This window comes from Acidobacteriota bacterium (assembly GCA_016716435.1).
Taxonomy (GTDB): domain Bacteria; phylum Acidobacteriota; class Blastocatellia; order Pyrinomonadales; family Pyrinomonadaceae; genus OLB17.
On sequence record JADJWI010000004.1, the window covers coordinates 15,654 to 40,570 of the forward strand.

Annotated in this window: 20 protein-coding genes and 1 tRNA gene; 14 read left to right on the plus strand and 7 right to left on the minus strand. The window is 57.6% G+C overall.

Annotation, left to right across the window (positions count from 1 at the left end; translation table 11 throughout):
* The first annotated feature begins 15 nt into the window (after positions 1–15).
* The 7 genes from IPM21_09615 (at position 16) to IPM21_09645 (ending at position 7,985) form a co-directional block, all read left to right on the plus strand.
* Entirely contained in the window at positions 16–492 is a 477-nt protein-coding gene (locus tag IPM21_09615; GenBank protein ID MBK9164154.1) for a GNAT family N-acetyltransferase, read from the plus strand.
* Positions 492–2,654 (plus strand): NADH-quinone oxidoreductase subunit L, encoded by a 2,163-nt coding sequence (gene nuoL, locus IPM21_09620; protein MBK9164155.1) that lies wholly within the window; start codon positions 492–494, stop codon positions 2,652–2,654. The genes IPM21_09615 and nuoL overlap by 1 nt, the downstream gene beginning before the upstream one ends.
* Positions 2,655–2,664: 10 nt before the next feature.
* Complete coding sequence (locus IPM21_09625; GenBank protein ID MBK9164156.1) at positions 2,665–3,291, plus strand: hypothetical protein; 627 nt, start codon at positions 2,665–2,667, stop codon at positions 3,289–3,291.
* Positions 3,292–3,312: 21 nt separating this feature from the next.
* Entirely contained in the window at positions 3,313–4,905 is a 1,593-nt protein-coding gene (locus tag IPM21_09630) for an NADH-quinone oxidoreductase subunit M (protein MBK9164157.1), read from the plus strand.
* Between the two features lie 18 nt (positions 4,906–4,923).
* Positions 4,924–6,450, plus strand: a complete 1,527-nt coding sequence (locus IPM21_09635) for an NADH-quinone oxidoreductase subunit N (GenBank protein MBK9164158.1) — start codon at positions 4,924–4,926, stop codon at positions 6,448–6,450.
* Between the two features lie 78 nt (positions 6,451–6,528).
* Positions 6,529–7,005, plus strand: coding sequence for a hypothetical protein (locus tag IPM21_09640; GenBank protein MBK9164159.1), 477 nt, complete (start codon positions 6,529–6,531; stop codon positions 7,003–7,005).
* 68 nt (positions 7,006–7,073) lie between these two features.
* Positions 7,074–7,985 (plus strand): hypothetical protein, encoded by a 912-nt coding sequence (locus tag IPM21_09645; protein ID MBK9164160.1) that lies wholly within the window; start codon positions 7,074–7,076, stop codon positions 7,983–7,985.
* An 80-nt stretch (positions 7,986–8,065) separates the two neighbouring features.
* Here the strand turns inward: IPM21_09645 and IPM21_09650 are convergent, their stop codons facing one another.
* Positions 8,066–9,187 carry a carboxylate-amine ligase gene (locus IPM21_09650; protein MBK9164161.1) on the minus strand — a complete coding sequence of 374 codons (1,122 nt, stop codon included), beginning with the start codon at positions 9,185–9,187 and terminating at the stop codon, positions 8,066–8,068.
* 58 nt (positions 9,188–9,245) lie between these two features.
* Positions 9,246–10,160: a LysR family transcriptional regulator gene (locus tag IPM21_09655; GenBank protein ID MBK9164162.1), complete on the minus strand. Its 915-nt coding sequence runs from the start codon at positions 10,158–10,160 to the stop codon at positions 9,246–9,248.
* 271 nt (positions 10,161–10,431) lie between these two features.
* On the opposite strand from IPM21_09655, the gene IPM21_09660 reads away from it, so the two are divergent.
* Together IPM21_09660 and IPM21_09665 are read left to right on the plus strand one after the other, a co-directional pair.
* Positions 10,432–11,565 carry a cystathionine gamma-synthase gene (locus IPM21_09660; protein MBK9164163.1) on the plus strand — a complete coding sequence of 378 codons (1,134 nt, stop codon included), beginning with the start codon at positions 10,432–10,434 and terminating at the stop codon, positions 11,563–11,565.
* Between the two features lie 72 nt (positions 11,566–11,637).
* Positions 11,638–12,585 carry a serine/threonine-protein phosphatase gene (locus tag IPM21_09665; protein ID MBK9164164.1) on the plus strand — a complete coding sequence of 316 codons (948 nt, stop codon included), beginning with the start codon at positions 11,638–11,640 and terminating at the stop codon, positions 12,583–12,585.
* Here the strand turns inward: IPM21_09665 and IPM21_09670 are convergent.
* Positions 12,582–13,058, minus strand: coding sequence for an NfeD family protein (locus tag IPM21_09670; protein ID MBK9164165.1), 477 nt, complete (start codon positions 13,056–13,058; stop codon positions 12,582–12,584). The genes IPM21_09665 and IPM21_09670 overlap by 4 nt on opposite strands.
* Positions 13,059–13,185: 127 nt before the next feature.
* Here IPM21_09670 and IPM21_09675 point away from each other — a divergent pair.
* Positions 13,186–13,272: transfer RNA gene (locus IPM21_09675), tRNA-Leu, on the plus strand.
* A 401-nt stretch (positions 13,273–13,673) separates the two neighbouring features.
* On the opposite strand, the gene IPM21_09680 is transcribed toward IPM21_09675, so the two are convergent.
* The 3 genes from IPM21_09680 to IPM21_09690 form a co-directional block, all read right to left on the minus strand.
* A complete protein-coding gene (locus IPM21_09680; protein ID MBK9164166.1) occupies positions 13,674–14,255 on the minus strand; it encodes a hypothetical protein in 582 nt (193 codons plus the stop codon).
* 24 nt (positions 14,256–14,279) lie between these two features.
* Positions 14,280–15,455, minus strand: a complete 1,176-nt coding sequence (locus IPM21_09685) for an RHS repeat-associated core domain-containing protein (protein ID MBK9164167.1) — start codon at positions 15,453–15,455, stop codon at positions 14,280–14,282.
* An 82-nt stretch (positions 15,456–15,537) separates the two neighbouring features.
* Positions 15,538–15,810, minus strand: a complete 273-nt coding sequence (locus IPM21_09690) for a hypothetical protein (GenBank protein ID MBK9164168.1) — start codon at positions 15,808–15,810, stop codon at positions 15,538–15,540.
* Between the two features lie 1,928 nt (positions 15,811–17,738).
* Here IPM21_09690 and IPM21_09695 point away from each other — a divergent pair.
* Positions 17,739–18,317, plus strand: a complete 579-nt coding sequence (locus tag IPM21_09695; GenBank protein ID MBK9164169.1) for a hypothetical protein — start codon at positions 17,739–17,741, stop codon at positions 18,315–18,317.
* Between the two features lie 221 nt (positions 18,318–18,538).
* Here IPM21_09695 and IPM21_09700 read toward each other — a convergent pair whose 3' ends face one another.
* The gene (locus IPM21_09700; protein MBK9164170.1) at positions 18,539–20,065 is read right to left on the minus strand and encodes an amidohydrolase family protein; all 1,527 of its coding nucleotides are present in this window, start codon (positions 20,063–20,065) and stop codon (positions 18,539–18,541) included.
* 99 nt (positions 20,066–20,164) lie between these two features.
* Between IPM21_09700 and mdh the strand changes: the two genes are divergently transcribed.
* From mdh to IPM21_09715, 3 genes are all read left to right on the plus strand, one after another.
* Positions 20,165–21,097: a malate dehydrogenase gene (gene mdh, locus IPM21_09705; protein MBK9164171.1), complete on the plus strand. Its 933-nt coding sequence runs from the start codon at positions 20,165–20,167 to the stop codon at positions 21,095–21,097.
* A gap of 235 nt (positions 21,098–21,332) precedes the next feature.
* Positions 21,333–23,852, plus strand: coding sequence for a S8 family serine peptidase (locus tag IPM21_09710; protein MBK9164172.1), 2,520 nt, complete (start codon positions 21,333–21,335; stop codon positions 23,850–23,852).
* Between the two features lie 44 nt (positions 23,853–23,896).
* Positions 23,897–24,805, plus strand: a complete 909-nt coding sequence (locus IPM21_09715; GenBank protein ID MBK9164173.1) for a GNAT family N-acetyltransferase — start codon at positions 23,897–23,899, stop codon at positions 24,803–24,805.
* Positions 24,806–24,917 lie beyond the last annotated feature (112 nt).

Sequence of the window (24,917 nt, forward strand, 5' to 3'; positions counted from 1 at the left end):
TGAGGTTTTGCAGTTGTGTTTTTCCGGAAGGCGATCGATGGGGACGAGCAGCGGATAGAAGAGTTCGCTACTGCTCTTGTCGAGCAGCACGTTGGTTACGACGGCAAGCGGTTCACGAATATGCTCGTCGCGGGCAAGACGGCCGCGTTCTACCGAAGCCGTTTCAACGACCCGAACTCGTGTGTGCTGGTCGCCGAGGTTGACGGTGAGATCGCAGGTTTTGCGTACCTCGAGTTTGATGAGTACAACTTCGAGGAAATGCTCCGAAAGGGCGTTTGGCTGCACGACATTTACGTTGACGCCGCCTTTCGCGGACGCGGCATCGCAAAGGAGTTGCTCAGGGCCTCGGCGGAAGAGGCGAAAAGATTTGGAGCCGAAAAGCTGCTTCTGACTGTTGCGGCGGCAAACAGCGAAGCTCAAAGGATTTTTGCGAAAGCTGGATTCCGTCAAACGATGATGGAAATGACACTGGATATACCCGGTGAAATGTAATGATCGAGAATAATCTCTTAAGCATAATCATCTTCGCCCCGCTTGCGGGTGCGTTGATCAACTGGCTCGTCGGCGGAAGGCTCAAGAACGAAATGTTCAGCGGCTTGGTCGCCTGCGGCTCTATCGCCATTTCGACCGTCGTCGCGTTCTATCTCGCTTTTTTTGCGAATGGCGGGGCATTGTTCATCGAGAAGCCGATCCTTGACCATATCTGGACTTGGGTAAACGTCGCCGGCTTCCGTGCCGATTTCGCCTTGGGCATGGATCCGCTCTCGGGCATTTATGCCTGCTTCATTACCTTCGTAGGGCTCTTGATCCACATCTTCGCCACCGGCTATATGCACGGCGACAACGGATTCTACCGCTTTTTCGCTTACCTGAACCTTTTCATGTTCGCGATGCTGACGCTTGTGCTTGCAGATAACTATCTGCTGATGTTCGTCGGCTGGGAAGGCGTCGGTCTTTGCTCATATCTGCTCATCGGTTACTACGTTAAAAAGAACGAAGCCCGCGAAGCGGCCAAGAAGGCGTTCGTGATGAACCGCATCGGCGACTGGGGCGTGCTGATGGGCATCTTTCTTATCTTTACGCTTACGGGTTCGATCTCGTTCTTCGATAAGACCGTTGATGGCGTCGAGGTCCAAAGCGTTTTCACCTACGTGCTTGCCAATATGCAGGCTGAGCCCTTCACCTGGGGAGCGATCATCGCCGGCGGGCTGACCTCGATCGGTGTTTTGCTCTTCATCGGTGCCACCGGCAAATCGGCACAGATACCGCTCCTGACCTGGCTTCCGGATGCGATGGCCGGCCCGACGCCCGTCTCGGCCCTCATCCACGCCGCGACGATGGTCACCGCCGGCGTCTATCTCGTCGTCCGCTCGAACGCCATCTATCAGCTTTCGCCGACCGCGATGTGGATCATCGCCGTAATCGGTGCCGCGACCGCTATATTTGCCGCGACCATCGCCATCGCCCAGAACGACATCAAGAAAGTGCTCGCCTATTCGACCGTTTCGCAGCTCGGCTTTATGTTCCTTGCCGCGGGCGTCGGGGCTTTCGTTGTTGCCATTTTCCACGTGATGACCCACGCCTTCTTTAAGGCACTTCTCTTCCTCGGTTCGGGTTCGGTCATCCACGGAATGCACCACGAGCAGGACATGCGCAAGATGGGCAATCTGCGCAAATATATGCCGATCACCTTCATAACGATGGTGATGGGCTGGCTCGCCATCGCCGGCATCCCGATCTGGGCCGGCTTTTTCTCAAAGGACGAGATACTTTACAAGACCTTTGCCGCCGACAAATATTTCCAGAACGGCTACTTCCCCGGCAATGAAATGCTCTGGGGCGTCGCGGTCGTAACTGCCATCCTGACCGCCATCTATATGACGCGGATGATGGTGATGACGTTCTGGGGCGAAGAGCGTTTCCATGCGGTGCTGCCGGGCGAAGAGCATCACGGCCACGACGATGAAACTCACGCGGACGCTCACGGTGCCGAGAATCACGACGCTCATGCCGACGATGACGACGAGCACCACGCACTTCCGCCAGACTTTAAGCCGCACGAATCGCCGTGGGTGATGACCGTTCCGCTGATCATTCTTGCATTTCTCTCGACCGTCGGAGGATTGGTCGGAATACCGTATGCGATGAGCTCGCTTGTCGGCGTTAAGGACGCGAACGTTTTTGAACACACGCTTGAGCCCGTCGTCGCCGAGGTACAAACACCGGCCGCGGAAAAGGCCCGTGAAAATGCCAAGGCACATTCGCCCGAGGCCGTCAGCACAGAGCGTTGGCTCGCTCTGCTCTCGACCGTTCTTGCAGTTGTCGGAATCGCTATCGGCTTTGCCCTCTTCCGCAACAATCCGCTCCGGACGATGCCGAAGATACTCGAGGACAAGTGGCGGCTCGACGAGCTTTACAACGGTTACATTGTTGATCCACTGACGCGGCTCTCGACCAACACTTTGTGGAAAGGCTTTGACCTCGGCTTTATTGACGGCATAGTCAATGGCATCGGCAGCTTCGTCTCCGAGCTCGGCGGCATAGCGCGAAACATACAGGGCGGATTTGTCCGCTCCTATGCGGCGTTCATCATCGGCGGTGCGGTTCTGGTGCTCGGCTATTTCGTTTATTACGGCTATAAGCTGATCGGTTAGTTTTTGACGTATGTTTTTCCTTCGGTCGATCTTTGCAGTGTTATTGCTCACCGTCGCAGCGTCTGCGGGCTCGCAAGCGATCAAGAGCGGCGAATACGGCAGCCTGCTTATCGGTGTTGCCGCCGATGGAACGCTGACCGGCCACTTCCGCGAAACGACCGGAATGGACGAAAATGGCCGACCGCGTTTTACCTGCTCGTTCGTTATCCGCGGCGAATCCGGCGACGATGGATTCTACCGGATCAAAACATGGCATCCGGAGTTTCGCGAGGACGTGATCGAGGGCGAACTCTCTTTCGTTGAAATGGACGGGCGTTCCGGCCTTCGGCTTAAGCTCGGAGGCGAGCACGGCGGCTGCTGGAATGTAGCTCCGATGCTGAAAGAAGACGAGGGCGTCGAGTTTGAACTGACCACGCCCGGCGATTGGACCGAGATCAGAATGGCCAAGGCCGCGAAGGCTTATTTTCATAGCTCTGCCGATGCGAAAACGAAGGGCCGAGCGTTCGTTGTAAAGAACGACGTCGTCCGCATTTCGGAAATTCGGGCCGGTTGGGCAGAGGCGACATTTAAGAATGACTCCGGCCGCACGACCCGCGGTTGGCTGAAAACAGATGACCTTTATCCGGCCGCACCGTAGGCTCCGGATAGAAGAACAAAAATGGACTTTGTATCTGAAAATCTTTTGACCCTGCTTATCCTGCTGCCGGTTTTCGGCGCGGTGGGCCTCGTCGCCCATCAGATGTTCTGGAAGCAGGAAGAGCATCTCAAGTGGGTCACACTCGCCATCACAGTGGTGATCTTCCTGCTTTCGCTTCTGCTGCTCGGCGAGGGCGGAACGAAGGCGGGCGGTTTCTCGTTCGTCAAGAATGTCCCGTGGATCGAGGCGATCAATACGAATTACCACGTCGGCATCGATGGGCTGAGCCTCTGGCTGGTCATTCTTACGACGTTCATAATGCCGATCGCTATCCTCTCGACCTGGCACGCCGTCGAGAAGCGGCCGCTGGCGTTTTATGCGTTTCTACTTCTGCTCCAGAGCGCAATGATCGGCGTTTTTGTCTCGCTTGACCTGCTGGTCTTCTATTTGTTCTTTGAGGCCTCGCTGGTCCCGATGTTCTTTCTCATCGGCATCTGGGGCGGAGCGAACCGTATCTACGCCGCGGTCAAGTTCTTTATCTTTACGGCCGTCGGCAGCCTTCTGATGCTCGTCGCGATCATCGCGCTTTACTTCATGCATCAGCAGGCGACCGGTGTCGGGACGTTCGATTTCGTAACGCTTCTCGGATCTATCGAATCCGGAACGCTCGTCCTTACCGGCTCGGCCGGGCTGCTGCTCTTCATCGCGTTCGCCCTTGCGTTCTCGATCAAGGTGCCGCTCTTCCCGTTCCACACATGGCTTCCGGATGCACACACCGAGGCACCGACGGCCGGCTCCGTGATCCTTGCCGCCGTTCTGCTCAAGATGGGAACCTACGGGCTGATGCGGTTCAATTTTCCGCTCTTTCCCGAAGCGGCCCGCGAGCTTGCCCCGATCTTCATCATTCTTGCGATCATCGGCATTATCTACGGTGCCCTCGTCGCGATGGTCCAGCCGGACGTAAAGCGGCTCGTCGCTTATTCATCGGTTGCCCACATGGGCTTTGTCATCCTCGGGATGTTCTCGTTCACCGAATGGGGAATGCAGGGCGCACTTTACCAGATGCTCAACCACGGCATCTCGACCGGTGCACTCTTCCTGCTCGTCGGCTTTATTTACGAACGCCGGCATACCCGCGAGATCAGCGAATTCGGCGGGCTCGCGAACGTGATGCCGATCTACGCGACCTTTTTCGTCATTACGGCGATGTCGTCGATCGGCCTGCCGTTCCTTAATGGTTTCGTCGGTGAGTTCCTGATCATGGTCGGGATGTGGAAGTCGTCGATCCTCGCCGTCACCGCAACCGCCAACTGGAACTACATCGCCACCATGGCAGCCGGAACCGGCGTTATCTTCGCCGCCGTCTATCTGCTCTGGATGATCCAGCGGGTCTTCTTCGGCAAGGTGACCAACGAAAAGAATCGCATTTTGACGGACCTGACTCCGCGTGAGATCGGCATCATGATCCCGCTTCTTTTCCTTATGGTCTTCATGGGTGTTTATCCGCGTCCGTTCCTTGATCGCTCGCGTGACGCGGTCGTCGCCATTCAGGAACGCGTTGTGAAACAGGCCGGCGGAACGGTCGAGGTGGTTGAGACCTTCGAAAAGGAATAGCGGCCCGAGAAAGTTTGTATGCAATTGTCTGACCCGAACGTAAATCTTTTGATCATAATGCCGGAGATCATCATCGCCCTGACCGGCGTTATCGTGATGCTCTACGATTGCTTTTTCCCGAAGAACCGCGGGATAACCGGCACGATGTCGCTCCTCGGCATTGCGGCGGCTGCCATCTCAATCGCCCTTATATGGCCCGGCGGCTCGGTGCCGGACTCGGCATGGGGCGGAATGATCGTCCATGACAGCCTTAGGCTGAGTTTCTCGGTCGTATTTTTGCTCGTCGCGGCTCTTACGATCTTGGTCTCGAGCGTCTGGATCGAACGCGAGGATGTGCCCGGCGGCGAGTACCACGCACTGCTGCTCTTCGCGACATTCGGAATGCTCCTTATGTCCTCGGGAAATGACCTGGTCATCATTTTTCTCGGGCTCGAGACGCTTTCCATCGCCACTTACGTAATGGCCGGACTCCGCAAATCCGACCTCAAGTCGAACGAATCAGCGATGAAGTATTTCATCCTCGGCTCGCTCGCCTCGGCGTTTTTGCTTTACGGAATGGCGTTGATCTATGGAGCGACCGGTACGATGAATATCACCGAGATCGCCGCGAAGGTGGCCGACCCGAACTTCCCTGCCCTTCTGCTCGTTGGTGCGGCGATGCTTATTGTCGGCTTCGGTTTCAAGGTCGCGGCCGCTCCATTCCACGTTTGGGCACCGGACGTTTATGAAGGTGCTCCTTCGCCCGTTACCGGCTTTATGGCCGCCGGGCCGAAAGCCGCCGCGTTCGCCTCGTTCCTTCGCATCTTTGTCATCGGCTTCCCGGTGGTCGGCGGGCTTGAGGCAGCGGGCTATCTCAACTATTCCTGGACGACCGCCCTCGCCGTAATGGCGATCGCAACGATGACCGTCGGAAACGTCGCGGCGATAATGCAGAACAACGTCAAGCGTATGCTTGCGTATTCTTCGATCTCGCACGCGGGCTATGCACTCGTCGGATTTGTCGGAGCGGGCGTTGCTCTAACCCAATCGAACCGCGACGCCGCCATCGCTGCCGTGGCGTTCTATATGCTTTCTTACGCTGTGGCGAACATTGGCTCATTTGCCATCATCACCTTGCTGGGACAAAAGAACGACCGCCGAACCGAGTTTGAGGACTTCAACGGCATCGGCTTTAAATCACCCGTGCTCGCCTTTACGCTTTCGCTCTTTATGCTCAGCCTCCTCGGGCTTCCGCTGACCGCGGGCTTTATCGGCAAAGTGCTCGTCTTCCGCCCGGCTCTCGAGGCCAACAACCTGCTGCTGACGATAATGGTCGTCGCCGCCGTTATCAATACAGCGATCTCCGCTTACTATTACCTGCGTATTATCGTCGTGATGTTCTTCAAGGAGCGTGCGACCGATTGGGTCGAGCCGCGAATCCCCTCGGCACTTGCCGCGGCGATCCTGGTTACGGTCATCGGCACATTCTATTTCGGCATATTTGGTAATCGTGTCATCGAGCGTTTCAGCACGCAGCCGATCGCCGAAGCCGTTTCACAAAGGTAATTCCGACATGCCGGATGCCGTCGCGTTTGCGGCTGCATCCGGCTTTTCTATTTTAAATTCAGGTGCCCGGACGGGATGATGACAGGAGCTGCAGAGATACGAAATGCCATCGGCGAAAACTGGATACCGCACATCTACGCGGACCGCGTTCGCCCGCTGCGGACCCGAGCCTTTGAGATGGACATCGCCGAACGCGAGACGTCGCCCGTAATAATGGACACTCTGCTCGGCTGCGAGTTGAAGGTCGGCCGTGTCCGCCTGCAATGCCCAACACGTCCCGTCGCACGCTATCTGGCTGTTTTCGCCCGCGTCGGCTGCCGGAAAGTCGCCGTTCCTTACGACATAACCCGCATACCAGAGCTCGCCGAAGAATTCGAGGCCGCCTGGGCAAATACCGAGTCACAGATCGTCTCCACAAGTGCGGGGCTTTCGCCGCAAGCGGCCGGCCGAGTGCGGGCCGCCGTCGTCCGCGAGATGCGTGATGAGATCGCAAAGATCGGCTCGGGCGAGATGATGCCGCTCTTTGAGACCTCGACCAAGCAAAGGAAAGACTGATATAATCATCAAATTGTTCTTTACCCGGTATTACGGGTTAAGGAACAGTTCACTTTGGGATAAAGATTATGTTCGATGCCGTTCGCCAGTCCGCCGTCCGAGAAGAGTTGCCGTTCCCCCATGGAAACCGAACCTTCTGTCTTTACGAGCCGATCGAAAAGACCATCGACAGCGCCCGCGTCCTGATCGTCAATAATCTGCTGCGTTACGAAACCGACCTCTCGCCGCTGGCGTTTGAGGACTGGCAGGACTCGATCCCGTCGCGGCTTCGCTTCGAACGCAAGGTCGCCGGAATGGCGACGGACAACATCGCACAGAACCTCAACCGGCTAGTGCGTTCGCCAAAATCGACCACCGTCCATCTTTCCGAGATCGCTCGTGCCGTCGCTGATTTTCGCCCGGAGGCTGTCGTCTTAAGCGGCACCTTTAGCGATTTTGATTACTACAATCCCGAGCACATCGAGAGCTTCAAGGAGTTTATTCACCAGACAAAGCTACCCGTGCTCGCCATCTGCGGAGCACATCAGCTCGTCGGCGTCGCCTATGGTTCGGAGCTCAAAACGCTCGATGGTCTTGAGCTGCACGAAAAGCGAGCGGACCGGCTCGTCGAATATCAATATCGATTCGTCAAAATAACCGACCGTTCGGACCCGATCTTCGATGGGATCGACGATACGATGTCCGGCGTTTGGCAGGATTACACGAAAGAAAGCGACGTACTCCGCGTTTGGCAGAACCATGGCGTCCAGGTGATGGGCGTGCCCGAAGGTTTTCACCTTCTCGCAACCTCGTATCTTTGCCGGAACCAGATGATGGTCAAGCGGTCTGATGGCCAGTTGATCTATTGCGTTCAGTTTCACCTCGAAAAGTCGTTCGAGGATTGGTCAAAGAATCCGACCCGCTGGGAACACCCGAACGAGTCCCGCGATGGCCGCATCCTCTTCGAAAATTTCCTCAAGCTCGCAAAGCAACACCGATAGTTGGAGACTAAAATTGAAAAGGTGGCGGCCCCGAGATCCGAGGCCGCCTTTTTCGTTGCTTCTACGAAACCGTCGTCAATTCAGTCGAAACAGTGCTCGGGGACGTTTTCGAGCGTGTCTTCGATTAACATATCGACTACGGCCTTGAAATCACCGCCTGTCTCTTCGTAAACCTTAAGCTGTTTGTCGGCCGAAGTTCCCCGCTCAAGGATCGTGTGGATGTGCTCGACCTCTTTCCGCGAGTCAAGCGGGTCAAGGACGTCGTCTACGAAATCGAGTAGTTCACGGATCAGGTCCTTGACCGGCACTTCTTTCTGCTTCCCGAGGTCGAGCAGTTTGCCGTCAAGCCCGTATCGAACCGCACGCCATTTATTTTCCTGGATGAGCCGCCGGTGATATAGACGGAAACCCAGATTCTTGTCTATCAGCACGTTCAGCTTGGCAACGATGGCCTGGAATAGGGCCGCCACGGCGATCGTATCGTCTACCCTGGTCGGGATGTCGCATATCCTGAACTCGAGCGTCGGGAATTTGCAGTGCGGCCGGACGTCCCACCAGATCTTTGTCCCGTCCTGAATGCAGTTCATCTTGACGAGCAGATCGACGTAACTCTGATACTGTTGAAACGACTCGAAATGATCGGGAATATCCGTTCGCGGGAACTTCTTGAAAACCTCCGAGCGGTATGACTTCAGGCCGGTATTAAAGCCAAGCCAGAACGGCGACGAGGTCGTCATCGCGAGGACGTGCGGAAGGAAATAGCGGGCCGCGTTCATAATGTTGATCCGCCGGTCCAAGTCCTCGACCGCAACGTGGACATGGACACCGAAGATCAGCAGGCTTCTCGCTACCATCTGAAGCTCGTCCACGAGCAGCTTGTAGCGGTCGCCTTCGTAGATCTCCTGCTCCGACCACTTTGAGAAGGGATGCGTTGAGGCCGCAGCGATCGCCATTCCCTTTCTGCGGGCGAGCCCAGAGATGATGCAGCGAAGTTTCGTGATATCTTCGCGAGCTTCCTGAATATTGGCGCAAACGCCGGTGCCGACCTCGATCATCGACTGGATCATCTCCGGCTTGATCTTTTCGCCAAGCAGGAGCTTGCCCTCATCGAGGATCTCGGACACGTGTGACTTTAATTCCCGTGTGTGCGGATCGACGATCTGGAACTCCTCTTCGATGCCGAGTGTAAATTGTTCAAACATTCGTTGTTTCGTCCTTCCCCTACAATATGCTGCCAGTGTTTCTATTCTGTTACCTTGTTTATGCCGCTGTTCCTTCAGCAGCCGGCTCGCCTGGACGTGCCATTTCCTCGGCAAGTTCGAGGAACGCCTTGGCCGCGTGTGAGAGCGGCGAATTTCGGCGGTACACAATATGGAGCCGCCGTTCGAGCCTCATTTCCTTGACCGAGATCCCAAGCAGTCGTCCACTCGCGATCTCAGCAGCGGCCGTCAGCCTCGGTACAAGTGCAACTCCTGCATTTTGCTCGACCATCCTCTTGATCGCTTCGAGTGACGGCAGCTCAACAGTGATCCGAAGCGGAGTGCGGTGGCTTGCAAAACACTCTATCACTTTTTCGCGATAAGGCGATTTCGCATTGTGTGCGATAAAGGTCTCGTCGGCCAGTTCTCTGATCGGGACCGAAGCCCGGCCCGAAAATCTATGGCCCGGAGCAACGATCAGGACCAGCTCGTCCGTCAACACCTGCATCGCCCGAAGCCCCGGATCGGCCGGCTTGAATGAAAGCACGCCGAGTTCCACTTCCCGCGAAGCGATCTCTTTCGGTATCCGGCTCGCAACGCCCCGCTTTACCTCGACCTTGATCTGCGGATGCCGCTGGCGAAACTCGATTATCAACGGCAGGAGGTAAAAGACGGTGTGCTCGTTCGCGCTGATCGTTACCTTTCCGCGGTGGAGTTCCGAAAGTTCCTTTACCGCAAGCTCCGCATTGCGGCGGAGATTGAGTATCTGCCGCGCGTATTCGACCAGCACCTCGCCGGCATCGGTCAGTGTACCGTCCTTTGATGAACGGTCGAAGAGCCGCTGTCCGAGGTCCTGCTCGAGCCGGCTGATCGCCTGGCTGACGGCCGGTTGCGTGCGGTCGAGTATCTCGGCGGCCCTTGAAAAGCTCCGCTCATTGGCCACCGTTATAAGAACTTCAAGCTGGTTAATGTCCATCTTTTATTCACGATTGTGAGATTATCCTATCCGATAGTTGTATAACTTTCAATTATAAACAGAGTGAATTTCAACCCTCTCGAAGCGGCCCGAGATGCACTTACAATTCGCACTTTTCCGGAGTCCTTGTTTCGGCCTTAACTTGTTTGACATACAAGACTTCGACCGATACCATTTCGGTTGGTGATCAAAGTCCCGCCGGGTTGGTCAATTTCCTCAAAAGCAGTTAAAATGGCTGATTATTAAGTTCAGCGTTTCTGCTCTACCAAGTATGGGATTTTCAACAATTGCGATCCACGCCGGTAACGAGCCCGATCCGGCAACCGGCGCGGTATCGGTACCCATCTACCAGACCTCGACCTATGCCCAAGACGGCCTCGGCCGCCATAAGGGTTACGAATACGCTCGAACGCAAAATCCGACCCGCACCGCTCTCGAGAAAAATATTGCAGCACTTGAAAATGCACGCTTCGGCTTTGCCTTCGCCTCCGGGATGTCGGCGATCGATTCGGTGCTCAAGCTCGTGAAAGCTGGCGAGCACGTCCTGCTCGGCGATAACACCTACGGCGGAACGTTCCGGCTCTTCGACCGAGTGCTCAGAAACTACGGCGTCGAGTTCGATCTGGTTGACAGCTCCGACCTCTCAGCGTTCGAAAATGCCTTTAAGCCGAACACCAAGATGGTCTTCGTTGAGACGCCGACGAATCCGGTGATGACGGTTACGGATCTCGCCGCCGTCGCCGAGCTTTCGCATGCCCGCGGGGCCAAGGTCGTTTGCGACAACACGTTCATGTCGCCGTATTTCCAGCGGCCGCTCGATCTTGGATGCGATATCGTAGTTCATTCGACCACCAAATATCTTAACGGCCACTCGGACAGCGTCGGCGGCTTCGCGGCTTTGAACGACGAGAAGGACGCCGAATGGATCGGCTTTATTCAGAACAGCATTGGTGCCATACTTTCGCCGATGGATTCGTTTCTCGTCCTTCGCGGAACCAAGACGCTCGCCGTCCGAATGGAGGCACACGACCGCAACGGGCGGCAGGTCGCGAACTTTCTGGCCGAGCATCCGCGGGTAGAAAAGGTCTATTATCCTGGGCTCGCTTCGCACCCGCAGCACGAACTTGCAAAGCGGCAGCAGTCCGGCTTTGGCGGGATGGTCGCGTTCGAAACCGGTTCGCTTGAGAATGCAAAAAAGGTGCTTGAGGGCGTCAAACTGTGTACACTTGGAGAGAGCCTCGGGGGCGTTGAATCTTTGATCTCGCACCCGGCGTCGATGACACACGCATCGGTGCCCGAGGAGCGGCGTAGCCAGCTCGGCATCACCGACGGGCTCGTCAGGATCTCCGTCGGCATTGAGGATGCGGAAGATATCATTGCGGACCTCGATCAGGCACTTGCCTGAAGCGTCCGATGAAATTGCGGAGGCAACGTCTCCGCCGTAATGGCTACCCGCGGCCGTGCTCACTGATCGTATATGCTAAATGTTGAGGTTCATGCCACGTCCCACGTCGGACGCGTAAGGAAAGGCAATGAGGATAATTACCTCATGCTGCACATCTCGCGTTCGCTCGCCTGGACGGGCACACAGGAAGATTCTGAGTTCATCATTGAAAGCCAAGCTTTCGAAGTTGACGACAACGGTGTGGTGCTTGCCGTCTCGGACGGAATGGGCGGAGCGATGGCGGGTGAGGTCGCGAGCACGATGGCGGTCGAATGCGTCTGCGAAAAGCTGCTCGAAGAGGACCTTGAAGAGACGCTTACACCAGAGGCTTACGACTACAATCTCATCGCAAAGCTCTACAACGCAACAGTTTACGCAAATTACCTCATCCATCAGCAAGGCCGCTCGGACACCCAGTTTCAGGGAATGGGCGCGACCTTTACCGGGCTTGGCGTAACGTCTCGCGGCGTCGATCTCGTTCAGGTTGGCGACAGCCGAGCATATCTCGTCCGCAACGGAAAGATCTATCAGGTAACCAAGGACCAGTCGCTCGTTCAGCAGCTCATTGATGCTCAGCAGATCTCGCCCGAGGAAGCGGAGACGCACACGCTGAAGAACGTCATCCTGCAAGCCCTCGGCGCCCAGAACGAGATATTCCCCGTTGCCGCCCGCTTAAAGCCCTGCGATGGCGATGTATTGCTGCTTTGCAGCGACGGCCTTTCAAACAAGGTGACTGCAGCCGGGATCCAGCGGATCGTTACGGAAAATTACGAAACGCTCGCCCAGGCCGCAGCCCAACTCGTTACCGAAGCCAACAACAACGGCGGCGAAGATAACATCACGCTCGTCGTCGCAAAGCTGACCGGCGATAATCTGCCCGCTCCGAACGGCGACGATGTTCAATTGGAATTGCTTGATCTGGGGAATGTTCACGACACCGCCGAGCAGGACACGGCGGAGATACTCGAGGACGAGGTCTAGTCTTGCTTCCAGCCCGGAATTTCCTTTCGCGAGGGGCGGACAAAGATCTTCGCTCCTTCGACCCGGACAACCTCTACTTTTTCGCCGGCCACGAGCACGGTCTCTTCATCGGCAGGGATCGCAGTCCATTCCGAGCCCTGCACGTTGACCGAAGCTGCGTTCAGCGCTCCTTTGCTTCCCTCGAGAACCGTACCGACCTTCCCCGGCAAGGCATCTACGCCAAACTTTGATTCCCGATCGCCCTTGCCCCACATATAATTTGAAAAGATGGTCCGCGACATCGCCGTCAGAGCACCGGAAACGGCAATGAACGCGATGAACTGCCAGAGGTAGCCAAAGCCCATCAGCCCGACGAGCGCCGCCGCCAACGCACCGAGCCCGAACCAAAAAAGCACGAAGCCGAGCGTAAAGACCTCCGCCACGATCAGCGAAACCCCGAGCACCACCCACACTATCCAAGCGTACTGTTCCATCAGCCAAGAACCTCGAACCCTGCCCAAATGATAGCATATCGCCGCCCGGCCTCACTCCTTCAAGCAGCCGCCGCCGGCCCGTGCATTTCTTTAACCTCGGAGTCGGTTGTGCTAATCTCATCATCGTGCTGGGGTGGCGGAATTGGTAGACGCCCAGGACTTAAAATCCTGTGACCTTAGGGGCGTACGGGTTCGATTCCCGTCCCCAGTACCAACCAAAGTTCGGTATTGCTCCGAGGGCGATCTGGGTCGGTTGCAGGCGTGAGTTGAACGCGGTCGATTCCCAGCGGCCGTTGCCGAGTTGCATTGAGGTGACGGCACCGGCGGGGTTGTAGGTGAAGTTCTTTGCGTAGTTCCAGAGGCTGGCCTGTGCGGTGCAGTCGGCGTCGGTGCCCGCCGCGGCGTCCCTGCACCGGGCACTCTGCACCATCGAGAGATCGCCGCTTGCGTCGAGCACGTTCTTCACCACCCGCCCGCTCGGGTACCGCTGCTCCACCATCGTCCCCGAAAGGTTATACGCATACTCCGTCTCATACCCGACCCCATCCGTCGTCTGCCGATGCCCCTTCACACGACCTAAAATGTCCCAGTCAGTTCCCACAAGCGAGCGAGAAATTATTCACCGATCATAAATTCCTTACCATTCCAGTAAATGTGAACTCCTGTACCACCTTCAAAAATGAATGTAATAGACTCCCCTTTTGCATTGGGTGAAATCTTATTTCCAAGAATATTAACTTGCGATCTAGTTTCTTCTTTTGATGAAATTTCCCATTGATTTGTTATGAAATTGTCATCATCAAAGCTCGAAACGGATAGCTTAGATTTAGCTAACGCTGCAAAAAGAAATGGCCGTTGTGCATCCTTGCATACCACGACTCCCCGTTTCCGAGTCGTCTGACCTTTAACAAGAATTGCATAGTCCATGTGCTTATTCCCGTCAAAATCCGCCCTCAAGTAGAATGGGTTGAAATCAGTCTCGAAATTAAACGGCTCGCCAACATCTACCTTTGAGATACACTCTTCAATTTCAGTAGGAATCCAAATCTCCTCGTTTCCATTAGCTGAGCGCGATGATTTTTCGTCTTCAGATTTTATTGAGATGTTACTTGGGAATTCCTTTGAATTCAGAATCGGACTTTGACAAGCCAGCAACAGAACGATAACAAACACCGTAAGTAAGAGTGTATATTTCATAATCATGTCTCGTAAATTTGCCCTCTATTTCCTCCTAGGAGCAGTCTTCCCAATATGAAGATGATGGCGATGAACCTTTTCAGTTGGACTACGCGATTTAGGGGTATTGTCTGGACGCCCAAACCTAGTTTCGTCGCCGGTATACGAGTAAGGAAACCCAAACGCTTTTCCGGCATCGATGAGCCAATTAGTTCTTCCGACATCGGCATTTTTGTACGCGTTATCTCCTTGTAATGGCTTCCCGCTCGAATCCATGTACCTCAAATCAATATCATTGCCCTTGTGTCCACCGTGGCATGGTTTTCCGTTACAATTGCCGGGTTTACCATCACTTGCATTACCAGCGGTGAATACGAGCTTTTCATCGTTAGAATATTTTTGGTGATTTAGCTCCGCGATGTTGAATAGGCTCCCGGCAGCGTTTACTGACAAATATTCTTCTGGAACCTTCTGTCCATCTGCGACGATAAATTGGGCGTCATGATGTTGCGATAGCTTTCTGACATCAATCTGACCATCTTTGTTCGCGTTGTACTCCGTTATATCGCTTGCATTTTTCGATCCATAAACATTAAGTCCCTTCTTTTCATTTTCCAGCGCTAGGGCTGTAAAACATGTTGTGTTCTTGGGACATTTATCTACCCATTGTGGATTTTGCTGCCCTTTCACGATGATCCACAACTCGCCATTTGGGTCTACAAAGAATAGTGGATTATTAAGCACATATAAGTACCGGTTCATGCTTTGGGGCAATGCCGTGTCCATACTTTCAAATATCGGATCGACCGCGTTGAATCTGCCGTGCTGGAAGCTGTACATTCTGGCCTGAGCAAAGTCTAAAGAAGCCTCATTATCCCGTTCATAGCCGGTGAATTTCTGGCGGATGGTGTCGGAGCCGTAGTTTTGTCGGGCGATCTCTTCGCCGTAGGGCATGAAGTCGCGGCGGGAGATGGTTGCGCCGTTTTCGTCGGTTAGGATACGCGGGCTGCCGAGGTGGTCGGCGGTGGTGTAGCTGACCTTTGGTGCTTGGGGGGCGGCGATGGTTGAATATTCGCCGATGAGTTTCCCGCCGGCGTCATAGACGAACACCGTCAACTCGCCGGTCGAGGGCACGTGCTTCTTCACCCGCTTGCCGTCGCCGTCGTATTCGTACTCGCCGACTGTAGAGACCGGGTTGCCGTTCGCGTCGAGCGTTTCCACCTTCACCTGCTTGTTCTCGCCGTCATACGTAAAGCGTCGGCCCTGCGGGTCGCGGACGGCGTTGCCCGGGATTCTTACGCCGTTAGGTTGTCAAAGAACTGATCTGGGGACGAGTATTTGTTTGAGTCGGGTAACCCGCCCCAAGTTGCCCGGGGGCATTATAGACCGCCCGGCCGGGAAATGCGTCACCAAATTGGTGTAGGTCGGTGCATGCGATGGCCGAACCTGAAACGTTGCTGATCTGTGCCGCTTCGGTCTGTGCTTTCTGTGCGGCTTCATTCTGTGCCTTCAGTGGTTCTAGGGTTTGCTTTTGGTCGAACACAGAATTCACAGACGAAAGCCACAGAAGGCTCATACGAGCTTCCGGTTTTCTTCTTTTCTTGTTTCGTGGTTAAAAATCAGCACGGAATATGCCGCCGTCCTCAACGGTTCAGATTCGGTTTAAGAAACGCGACCCACATCTCGCGATGTGGGCTAGACCAAACCCGTCGTCTCCGACGACTCCGCGGGCCGGTCTGTGCGGTTCGGATCTGGTTCTGTGCATTCTGTGGTAATGGCTTTTTTTTTGAACACAGAAGACACAGACGAAAGACACAGAAGGCACAGGCTCAGAACCTCCTACCACCCCGTCCGCCGAAGCGGCGTCCACCCCTCCTAAACAAGGAGGGGAGCTATAGGAATGCGGAATCTACGATTCCAAACTTCGCAACTCTGCAACTCTGTAACTCTGCAACTCACAACTATCCATTTCATCCATATCTTCCATATCTCACGGATCGCCATTCACTTGTGGGCGGAGAGTGGTGACAATGGAGGGCAGCGACCAATTGCGAATGGATAATGGAAAGTGGACAACGGAAAATGATCAAAAGACAAGTATGCGGCTTTTCGGGGAAGCGGATCTTAACGCGGAGCCCGCCGCGAGCGCAGAAGCCGTTTGGCCGAAGTCAAATATTTGTAGCGATCAGCTTTTAGCTGTTAGCCATTAGCCGTTAGCCATTGATCGAAAAGCAATGACGACGAATCAAAGACCAAAAACCAAAGACCAAAGACCAAAGACCCAAGCCCGGCCACGCGTTCCATGTTGCCGGGTTCGGAAAAGGGGGAGAGAGGGGGGGGGGGGGGGGGGGGGGGGGGGGGGGGGGGGGGGGGGGGGGGGGCGGGGGGGGGGCGGGGGGGGGGGGGGGGGCGGGGGGGGGGGGGGGGGGGGGGGGGGGGGGGGGGGGGGCGCCGGGGGGGGGGGGGGGGGGGGGGGGGGGGGGGGGGGGGGGGGGGGGGGGGGGGGGGGGGGGGGCGCGGGGCGGGGGGGGGGGGGGGGGGGGGGGGGGGGGGGGGCGGGGGGGGGGGGGAAGAGGGGGGGGGGGGGGGGGGGGGGGGGGGGGGGGGGGGGGGGGGGGGGGGGGGGAGGGGGGGGGGGGGGGGGGGGGGGGGGGGGGGGGGGGGGGGGGGGGGGGGGGGGGGGGGGGGGGGGGGGGGGGGGGGGGGGGGGGAGGGGGGGGGGGGGGGGGGGGGGGGGGGGGGGGGGGGGGGGGGGGGGGGGGGGGGGGGGGGGGCCGCGGGGGGGGGGGGGGGGGGGGGGGGGGGGGGGGGGGGGGGGGGGGGGGGGCGGGGGCGGGGGGGGGGCGGGGGGGGGCCGGGCGGCGGGCGGGGGGGGGGGGGGGGGGGGGGGGGGGGGGGGGGGGGGGTGGGGGGGCCGGGGGGGGGGGGGGGGGGGGCCGGCCGGGGGGGGGGGGGGGGGGGGGGGGGGGGGGGCGCGGGGGGGGCGGGGGGGGGGGGGGGGGGGGGGGGGGGGGGGGGGGGGGGGGGGGCGGGGGGGGGGGGGGGGGGGGGGGGGGGGGGGGGGGGGGGGGGGGGGGGGGGGGGAGGCGGGGGGGGCCGGGGCGGGGGGCGGGGGCGGAAGGGGGGGGGGCCCGCGGGCCCCGGGGGGGCCCCGGGGGGGGGGGGGGGGGGGGCCGGGGGGCGCCCGCGGGGGCGGGGGGGGGGCCCGGCGCGGGCGGGGGGCGGGCGGGGGGGCGGGGGGGGGGGGGGGGGGGCGGGGGGGGCCCGGGGCGGGCCGCCGGGGGCGGGGGGGGGGGGGGGACAAACCTATACCAGGTTTACCACCAAAATGTGTCAACTTTTTTCAGGACGACACAGTTGTTTCATCTGTTTCAGTTGTTTCATCTGTTTCACTTTGTTTCAGAAACATAAGGCCTTTTTAAAAAATGAAACGCTCGGGACGCGGAAAAGCGAGGGCTCAGGTTTTTTGGCACGGCGGTTGTTATTATGTTTGCGGGGGAAATTATGTTGAACAAGCTGATCTTGATCGTTGCGTTGACGGCCGTTGCCGGGGCGACGGGTGTGTTTGGGCAGAACCGGCAGGTGCTGGCCGAGGCTGAAAGGGTGACGCAGGACCGGTTCACGGTTGCGGTCCGAACGCGGAAAGGTGCGAATGTTTACGCCGTCCGCCAGCCGAATGCCCGGATGCTGGCCGCGATAGACAAGGGGCTCGACGACCTTTTCGCCGTCGCCCGGAAGAACGGCTATAGCCGGCGCCTCAGCCACCGCGATTACTCCGTCTTTATAGGAAAAGCGGACCGCGTTCGCGACGCGGCGGGCAAGTATTCGCCGGACATCGCCGTCGGAGCGGCCCAATATGCCGGCACGGATTACGACCAGGGCGGCTTCATCTACGCTGCGGGAATGGTCATCGCCTTTAACCCGATGGCGTTCGTCATCGCCGAGCACGAACGCGACTACGCAAGGGTCTCTGACCTGGTTCGGTTCGAGGGCGAGCACCTCGTGCTTTTCCACAACGACCGCCGCCGTTATCAGCAGACCGCCGACCACAGCCAGGGCGGCGGCCACCCGATCTTGCAATGAGCCAGCGACCGATTTCGTATAGGATGCAACCGAAAATGTCGAAAGGGCCGCTCGGCTGCGGCCCCTCGGTAAGATGGAAGCCCCGTGATTTGGAGCTTTATTTCCCGGCAACTCGCTGGCACACGCGTTGCATCCTAGAAAGCGAAAACTTGGTGGAGCGGTTTATCCGCAAAGCCAGTCAAGAGAAGTCCGGTGTGAAGGGGAGAGCGCACCGGGCTTTTCTATTTAGCGGCGGCGTTTCGCTTTGCCGCGGCGACCATGTCGCGAACCTCGGCGGCAAGCGTCGGGGCATGGTACGGAATGCCGTCCATGATCGTCCATTCGATACCACCGGTCTTCACCGCCTTGCCGTCACGGATCTCCTCGACCCCAAGCGGCGAAAGCACCTTGAAATTCTCAAGCGGGTTTCCGTTTACGACGATCAGGTCGGCCTTGTAGCCGACGCGGATGCGGCCGAGTTCGCTCTCCTTGCCGAGAATGCGGGCGCCGTTGCTGGTCGCGTGCTTGACGACCGTAAGCGGATGAAAGCCGGCCTCCTGATGCAATTCAAGCTCGCGGATCAGCCCAATGCCATAGATCTGGTAGATGAAACCCGCGTCCTCGCCGGTGCCGATCGTCCCGCCGCGTTTGCCGAACTCGTGCAGGGCGTCCATCCAGATCCGGTAGTTCTCTTTCCAATAGGTCTCATCGGTCGTCGACCATCCGATGAAATACGAACCATGGTTCGCCGGATTGGGCCGGAAGAAGTCCTCAAGCACCGGATGAAGATACTCTGCAAATGCCGGGTTGGTCTGCGCCCGCTGAAGGTCTCGCGAGGCTTCGTAGATAACAAGCGTCGGGTTCCAGGCGACGCCCGCTTCGATCATACCGTCAAGCACCTTCGAGAGCCGCTCGCGGTCAGCCTCTCGCCAGAGCCTTCCGGCGTAGCGAAAGCGGTCAATTTCGTCGTTGTAGTTATAATCCGGCGGGAAATTCTGCCGCCCGCCGATGATCGCCGCGTCCGGAATTCCGTACCAATGCTCGATCGTCGTCGTGCCGAACTTGATGTCGTCCCAGGCGTTCGTCTCCTCGACGCCGGTATGGTGCATCACCCGCATTCCCTGCTTCTTCGCCTCGTCCATCATCGCCGCCATCAGGTCGCGGTCGATGGTGTAAAGCTTTATGCCGTCGTAACCGGCGGCCTTCAGGTCGCGGACGCGTTGGCGGGCCTGCTCGGGCGTGTTGATGTTCGGAGCGGGAAACCCGCCATAGGGGAATATCCGCGGACCGACCAGGGTGCCGGCATTGATGCGTTTGCTGTATTCGAGGATCTTCGCGTTTGCCCAGGCATCGCGGACCGTCGTGATGCCGCAGGCGAGCCAGAGCTTGGTCACATATTCGACCGGCATCGGCACACCGCCGCGTTCGTCCTGCGTGTGGCCGTGAAGATTGATGAGCCCGGGCAGAACGTATTTGCCCGCCGCGTCGATCTCAACGTCGCCCTTCGCCGGCCGGCGGGCCCGGTTTTCCTTCGCCGCGACCGGGTCAAAGGAAGCGATCTGCGCGATGCGGTCGTTCTCAACCACGATGTCATAAGGCCCCGCCGCCGGCTTCCCGCTCCCATCCACCATCATCGCCCCGCGAATAACGATCCGCTTCGCCCGCTTGCCCGATACGCTCGGCGGTGCGTCCTGCGGAAATGCACTTATAGCGAACACCGAAACCGCAGCGAGCCACAAACTCGCCGCCCGAATTGCCGCTTTTCTCATAATCTTTCTCTAACACGTTTGCGGGATGTTTTCTCACATCATAGAATAGTTCCTTTAACAAAACACGCTTATAAATCAACTATTTGGAGAAACTAAGAAATGGCTGGAAGAAACAAGGTTACGGTTGTTGGGGCAGGAAACGTTGGTGCGACGGCGGCTCATTGGATCGCGAGCAAGGAGCTGGCGGACGTCGTTTTGGTTGACATCGTTGAGGGCACGCCGCAGGGCAAGGCCCTTGATTTGGCGCAGGCTGCCCCGATCGACGGCTTTGACGTAAAGCTCGTCGGTGCAAATTCCTACGAGGAAACGGCAGATTCGGACATCGTCATCATCACCGCCGGACTTCCCCGCAAGCCCGGAATGAGCCGCGACGACCTCTTGAAGACAAACTCGGATATCGTTGGCCAGGTCACCGACCAGGTCGCGAAGTACAGCCCGAATTCGTTCATCATCGTCGTCTCAAACCCGCTCGACGCGATGACGCAGGTCGCATTCCGCCGTTCGGGCTTCCCGAAGAACCGCGTGATGGGAATGGCCGGCGTGCTTGATGCCGCCCGCATGCGCTGCTTCCTGGCTGAGGCGCTGAACGTCTCGGTCGAGAACGTTACTGCGTTCGTCCTTGGCGGCCACGGTGATACGATGGTGCCGCTTCCGCGTTACTCGACCTGTGCCGGAATCCCGATCACCGAACTTCTGCCGAAGGAGCAGATCGATGCCATCGTTGACCGCACGGCTAACGGCGGTGCCGAGATCGTCGGCCTGCTCAAGACCGGCTCGGCATTCTACGCCCCGTCGCTCGGTGCGGTCGAAATGGCCGAAGCGATTCTCAAAGATAAGAAGAAGATACTTCCTTGTGCCGTTTTCCTCGAAGGCGAATACGGCGTCTCGAACCTCTTCGTCGGCGTCCCGGTCAAGCTCGGCAAGAACGGCGTCGAGCAGATCATCGAGATCAACCTGACCAACGACGAGCGTGTTGCCCTCCAAAAGAGTGCCGCTTCCGTACAGGAATTGATCGACGTGCTTCAGATCTGATCCAGACCTCAAACTGCTTTTTTCTAAAGGACGCCCTCGGGCGTTCTTTTTTTTCGGTCAACTTGACCGAGCAATTCATTCAACCTGCCAGAGCATTTTGCATCATCTGCACCCATCTCTCACGCTAACTCATTCTATTTCTTCACTTAGCTTAGTGGCACATCCCTTGTATTTAGAAACGGCGGCAGAAATGCCCCTTCTCCCACGATTTAGGGTATTGCAGGAGCTAATAGAGATGATTATCGAGAGCCGAATAAAAGGAACGTTCAGAGCAGCAGTCGGGGCATTTGCCCTCGCCTCGCTGCTCTTCTCGAACGTCCTTATGATCACCGCCGCACCCGCGGCCGGGAACGCCGAACGAAGTTTGACCAGTGCCGAATTTACCGTTGACCTTACGCAGCTTGGCCGTCAAGGAAGCCTGCGAGAGGACCTAAGCTTTGATCGCGAGGCTCTTGACCTCATCAATGCGTTAGTTGGTAAGTCCGGCCGTCAGCTTCTTCTCATCGACGAATTCAACAGCGCACAGCGACCCGTTGTTGAACAGCTCGCGATCCGCATTGCAAAGGGCAGCGTACCGGCACCGCTTCAGGGCAAGGCGGTCGTTGTTCTTGACGACGCGAATCTCTTCTCGAACGCCCGCTCGCAGGCTGACCTCGCACATCGGCTCACCACCGTTATAGAGGACGCCGCCGCACAGGAAGGCGAAGTCATTCTTTTCATCAACAATATCAAGGGGTTTGTTCAGGAATCATCGCTCAGGTCCGTGCTTTGGGAAGCTATTACCGAAGGTGACGTCCGGCTCATCGCCGGTGCCTCTGCTTCGGTTTACGGTGAACTCATCGCCGCCCACCCGGAACTCAGCGAAGTATTTGACGTGATCGAGATCGCTTCGATCGCCGGAGCAAACGTAGCCGATGCCTCGGCCGCTTCGCCTAATGAATACCGCGGCGACAACGTCTCGGCCGACCTCCGCGACATGATCGCCTCGCAGCCCGCCAACAAGCGGATCAACGCGATCATGCAGGCGAAAAACGCCAATTCACCCGTGCTTCGCGAGACGTTCGACCGACACGGGATCCTTGTTCACGACCGCATCGGAACCTCAAACACGCTCGTCGTCGAGCTTCCGATAGGTTCGCTCGAAGAGCTTTCGCGAAGCGGACTCATCAACTACATTTCGCCGGATCGCAAGACCGCACGCACGGGCCACGTGGAAGATACGATCGGCGCGACCGGCAGCCGGATTCAGCAGATCGGCGGCCAGTCGATGAACCTGACCGGTACAGGCGTTGGCATTGCTGTTGTCGATTCAGGAATTTTCACCGGACACGCGGGTTGGCTTGATGCGAACGGCCAGTCAAGGGTCAAGGCAAATGTTGATTTTACCGGCGACGGAACCGGCGATGCCTATGGACACGGATCTCACGTAGCCGGGCTCGCCGCCGGCAATTCGGCAAAGAACAATGGCGCCTATCGCGGCGTAGCTCCGAACGCGAACATCATTAGTGTCAAGGTTCTCAACAACAACGGTGTCGGCCAGACCTCGTGGCTGCTGAACGGACTTAATTGGATCCTTCAGAACCGCACCCAGCACAACATCCGGGTCGTTAACCTCAGCCTCGGCACGGTCGCGGTCGATACCTATACCAACGACCCGATCGGCCTCAAGGTCAAGGAACTTGTAAATAACGGCATAGTTGTAGTTGCTGCAGCTGGTAATCTCGGCCGAGCTCCTGCCGGAGGAAAGCTCTATGGCTCGATCCACTCGCCCGGCAACAGCCCGTGGGTGATCACGGTTGGCGCAAGCAACAGCTACGGCACCACAAATCGCAGCGACGACCGCGTTACGACCTATAGCTCACGCGGCCCGACCCGCAGCTTCTATACAAATTCGCTCGGCCAGCGCGTTTTCGATAACGTGATGAAGCCGGACCTCGTTGCCCCGGGCAACCAGTTGATCTCGTATCGGGCACCGAACAACCTGCGCTCCACCTCAGCCCCTGAACTCGATGTTCCTCTTGCCTCAGGTGAGACTGCCGCAGACGCTCTGATGTACCAGAGCGGAACTTCGATGTCCGCCCCCATCGTCGCCGGTGCAGCAGCATTGCTGCTCCAGGCGAACCCGAACCTGACCCCCGGAATGGTTCGGATGATCCTTCAATATACCGCTCAGCCGCTGGCCGGTTCGGATATGTTCGAGCAAGGAGCAGGACAGCTCAACCTTGACGGTGCCTTGGCTCTTGTCGGCGGTTTCCGTGGCGATCTCAATTATTCATCGGGAGTCGGCCGCGCTTCATGGATGATGGTCTCCGGATGGTCGATGCCTGCAACATCCTCGACCATCGGCGGAAACACCTTCCCGTGGTCGCAGGTGATGACAACGAGCCATTCCTTCATTACGGGTTCAAATCTCGTAACGCGGTTCCAGGTCGTTTACCGGCCGGCCTTTACGCCCGATAGTGGCATCGCGAACTCACTTGGCTTGTTCACCCTAAATACGACCTCGTATTACTCGGGAGGACTTTCGCTCAATACTAACGTGATGACCAGCAACGGCGGAGCTTCAGGTTCAGGAACAGTCCTGATGCCTTCCGGCGTGCTTGTCGGAGACGGAGTGCTGGTCGGCGACGGCGTTCTCATCGGCGACGGCGTTTTGATCGGAGATGGTGTCCTCATCGGAGATGGTGTTCTTATCGGAGACGGTGTTCTTATCGGCGACCGTACGCCGAGAATGGAGCCTGTGCTTACTTTCTAAGAATACCTGAGACCGAGAATACCTTTAGGAGGAGGATCACCGTCATGCTGAACGCGTATGTTGCCGCAACGCCAGAAGTGTATCCGGACATCGAACCGGTCACAGCGAGCATTGCTTACGATCTTTCAAACCTACGATCACTGAACGCCGAAGACCTTGAAGCGGTTACCGAGTTCCTCGCAAGGCGGCCGGTCCACACCGTCGTGATGAGCAGCTTCATTACCGACAACGGCATTGAAGGCAAATTGAATCGAGGCGTGTTCTACGGCTACTTCGACGAGAAGTGCGAGCTTGAAGGTGTCGCACTGATCGGCCATTCGACGCTGATCGAGGCCCGGTCGGATCGCTCCCTGCGGGCATTTGCCCTGAAGGCACGCCAGTCGCGAATCCCGATCAACTTGATCATGTCCGACGACGACGTAGCCGAACGGTTCTTTGAACTCTATGCCATCGGGACAATGACCCCGCGGCTGAAATGCACCGAACTTCTGTTCCAGACGGATTTCCCGTTTCCGGTGCAGCGATGCGACTGGCATATCCGCGAGGCTCGGCTTGAGGATCTGGACCAGATCGCGAGGGCACAGGCAGAGGTCGCCTTTATCGAATCCGGCATCGACCCGATGAGCCGCGACCGCGAAGGCTTCATGAAGCGGTGTGCACGGCGAATAGAACAAGGCCGGGTTTTCGTGGTCTTCGATGGTGACCGGCTCGTTTTCAAAGCCGACATCATCGCCGAGGCATCGGATGTTATCTACCTCGAAGGCATTTATGTTGCTCCGGGGTACCGCGGACGGGGGATCGGTGCAACCTGTTTGGCAGAGGTTTGCCGGCGGCTTTTGGGCCGGGCGATGTATGTTTGCCTGCTGAGCAACGATGAGGCAAAACACGCCCACCGCAGCTTCGCCAACGCAGGACTCCGGAATACCGGGAAATGCACGACATTGTTCGTGTAAAAACTTGTTTATTTTTAGTGTGGGAATGGGTTATACTTCTCTTTGGGTCTAACCCGTCCCATCTTCCTCCCTCGCTATTTCACCCCCCGGCTCCTTTACAGAACAAGTGGTA

Coding starts and splice junctions, on each gene's coding strand:
- IPM21_09660 (MBK9164163.1), top strand. CDS start 10,432: ATGGGATTTTCAACAATTGCGATCCACGCCGGTAACGAGCCCGATCCG.
- IPM21_09700 (MBK9164170.1), bottom strand. CDS start 20,065: ATGAGAAAAGCGGCAATTCGGGCGGCGAGTTTGTGGCTCGCTGCGGTT.
- IPM21_09665 (MBK9164164.1), top strand. CDS start 11,638: ATGCTAAATGTTGAGGTTCATGCCACGTCCCACGTCGGACGCGTAAGG.
- IPM21_09635 (MBK9164158.1), top strand. CDS start 4,924: ATGCAATTGTCTGACCCGAACGTAAATCTTTTGATCATAATGCCGGAG.
- IPM21_09655 (MBK9164162.1), bottom strand. CDS start 10,160: ATGGACATTAACCAGCTTGAAGTTCTTATAACGGTGGCCAATGAGCGG.
- mdh (MBK9164171.1), top strand. CDS start 20,165: ATGGCTGGAAGAAACAAGGTTACGGTTGTTGGGGCAGGAAACGTTGGT.
- IPM21_09640 (MBK9164159.1), top strand. CDS start 6,529: ATGACAGGAGCTGCAGAGATACGAAATGCCATCGGCGAAAACTGGATA.
- nuoL (MBK9164155.1), top strand. CDS start 492: ATGATCGAGAATAATCTCTTAAGCATAATCATCTTCGCCCCGCTTGCG.
- IPM21_09710 (MBK9164172.1), top strand. CDS start 21,333: ATGATTATCGAGAGCCGAATAAAAGGAACGTTCAGAGCAGCAGTCGGG.
- IPM21_09695 (MBK9164169.1), top strand. CDS start 17,739: ATGTTGAACAAGCTGATCTTGATCGTTGCGTTGACGGCCGTTGCCGGG.
- IPM21_09645 (MBK9164160.1), top strand. CDS start 7,074: ATGTTCGATGCCGTTCGCCAGTCCGCCGTCCGAGAAGAGTTGCCGTTC.
- IPM21_09690 (MBK9164168.1), bottom strand. CDS start 15,810: ATGAGCCTTCTGTGGCTTTCGTCTGTGAATTCTGTGTTCGACCAAAAG.
- IPM21_09670 (MBK9164165.1), bottom strand. CDS start 13,058: ATGGAACAGTACGCTTGGATAGTGTGGGTGGTGCTCGGGGTTTCGCTG.
- IPM21_09625 (MBK9164156.1), top strand. CDS start 2,665: ATGTTTTTCCTTCGGTCGATCTTTGCAGTGTTATTGCTCACCGTCGCA.
- IPM21_09650 (MBK9164161.1), bottom strand. CDS start 9,187: ATGTTTGAACAATTTACACTCGGCATCGAAGAGGAGTTCCAGATCGTC.
- IPM21_09715 (MBK9164173.1), top strand. CDS start 23,897: ATGCTGAACGCGTATGTTGCCGCAACGCCAGAAGTGTATCCGGACATC.
- IPM21_09630 (MBK9164157.1), top strand. CDS start 3,313: ATGGACTTTGTATCTGAAAATCTTTTGACCCTGCTTATCCTGCTGCCG.
- IPM21_09680 (MBK9164166.1), bottom strand. CDS start 14,255: ATGAAATATACACTCTTACTTACGGTGTTTGTTATCGTTCTGTTGCTG.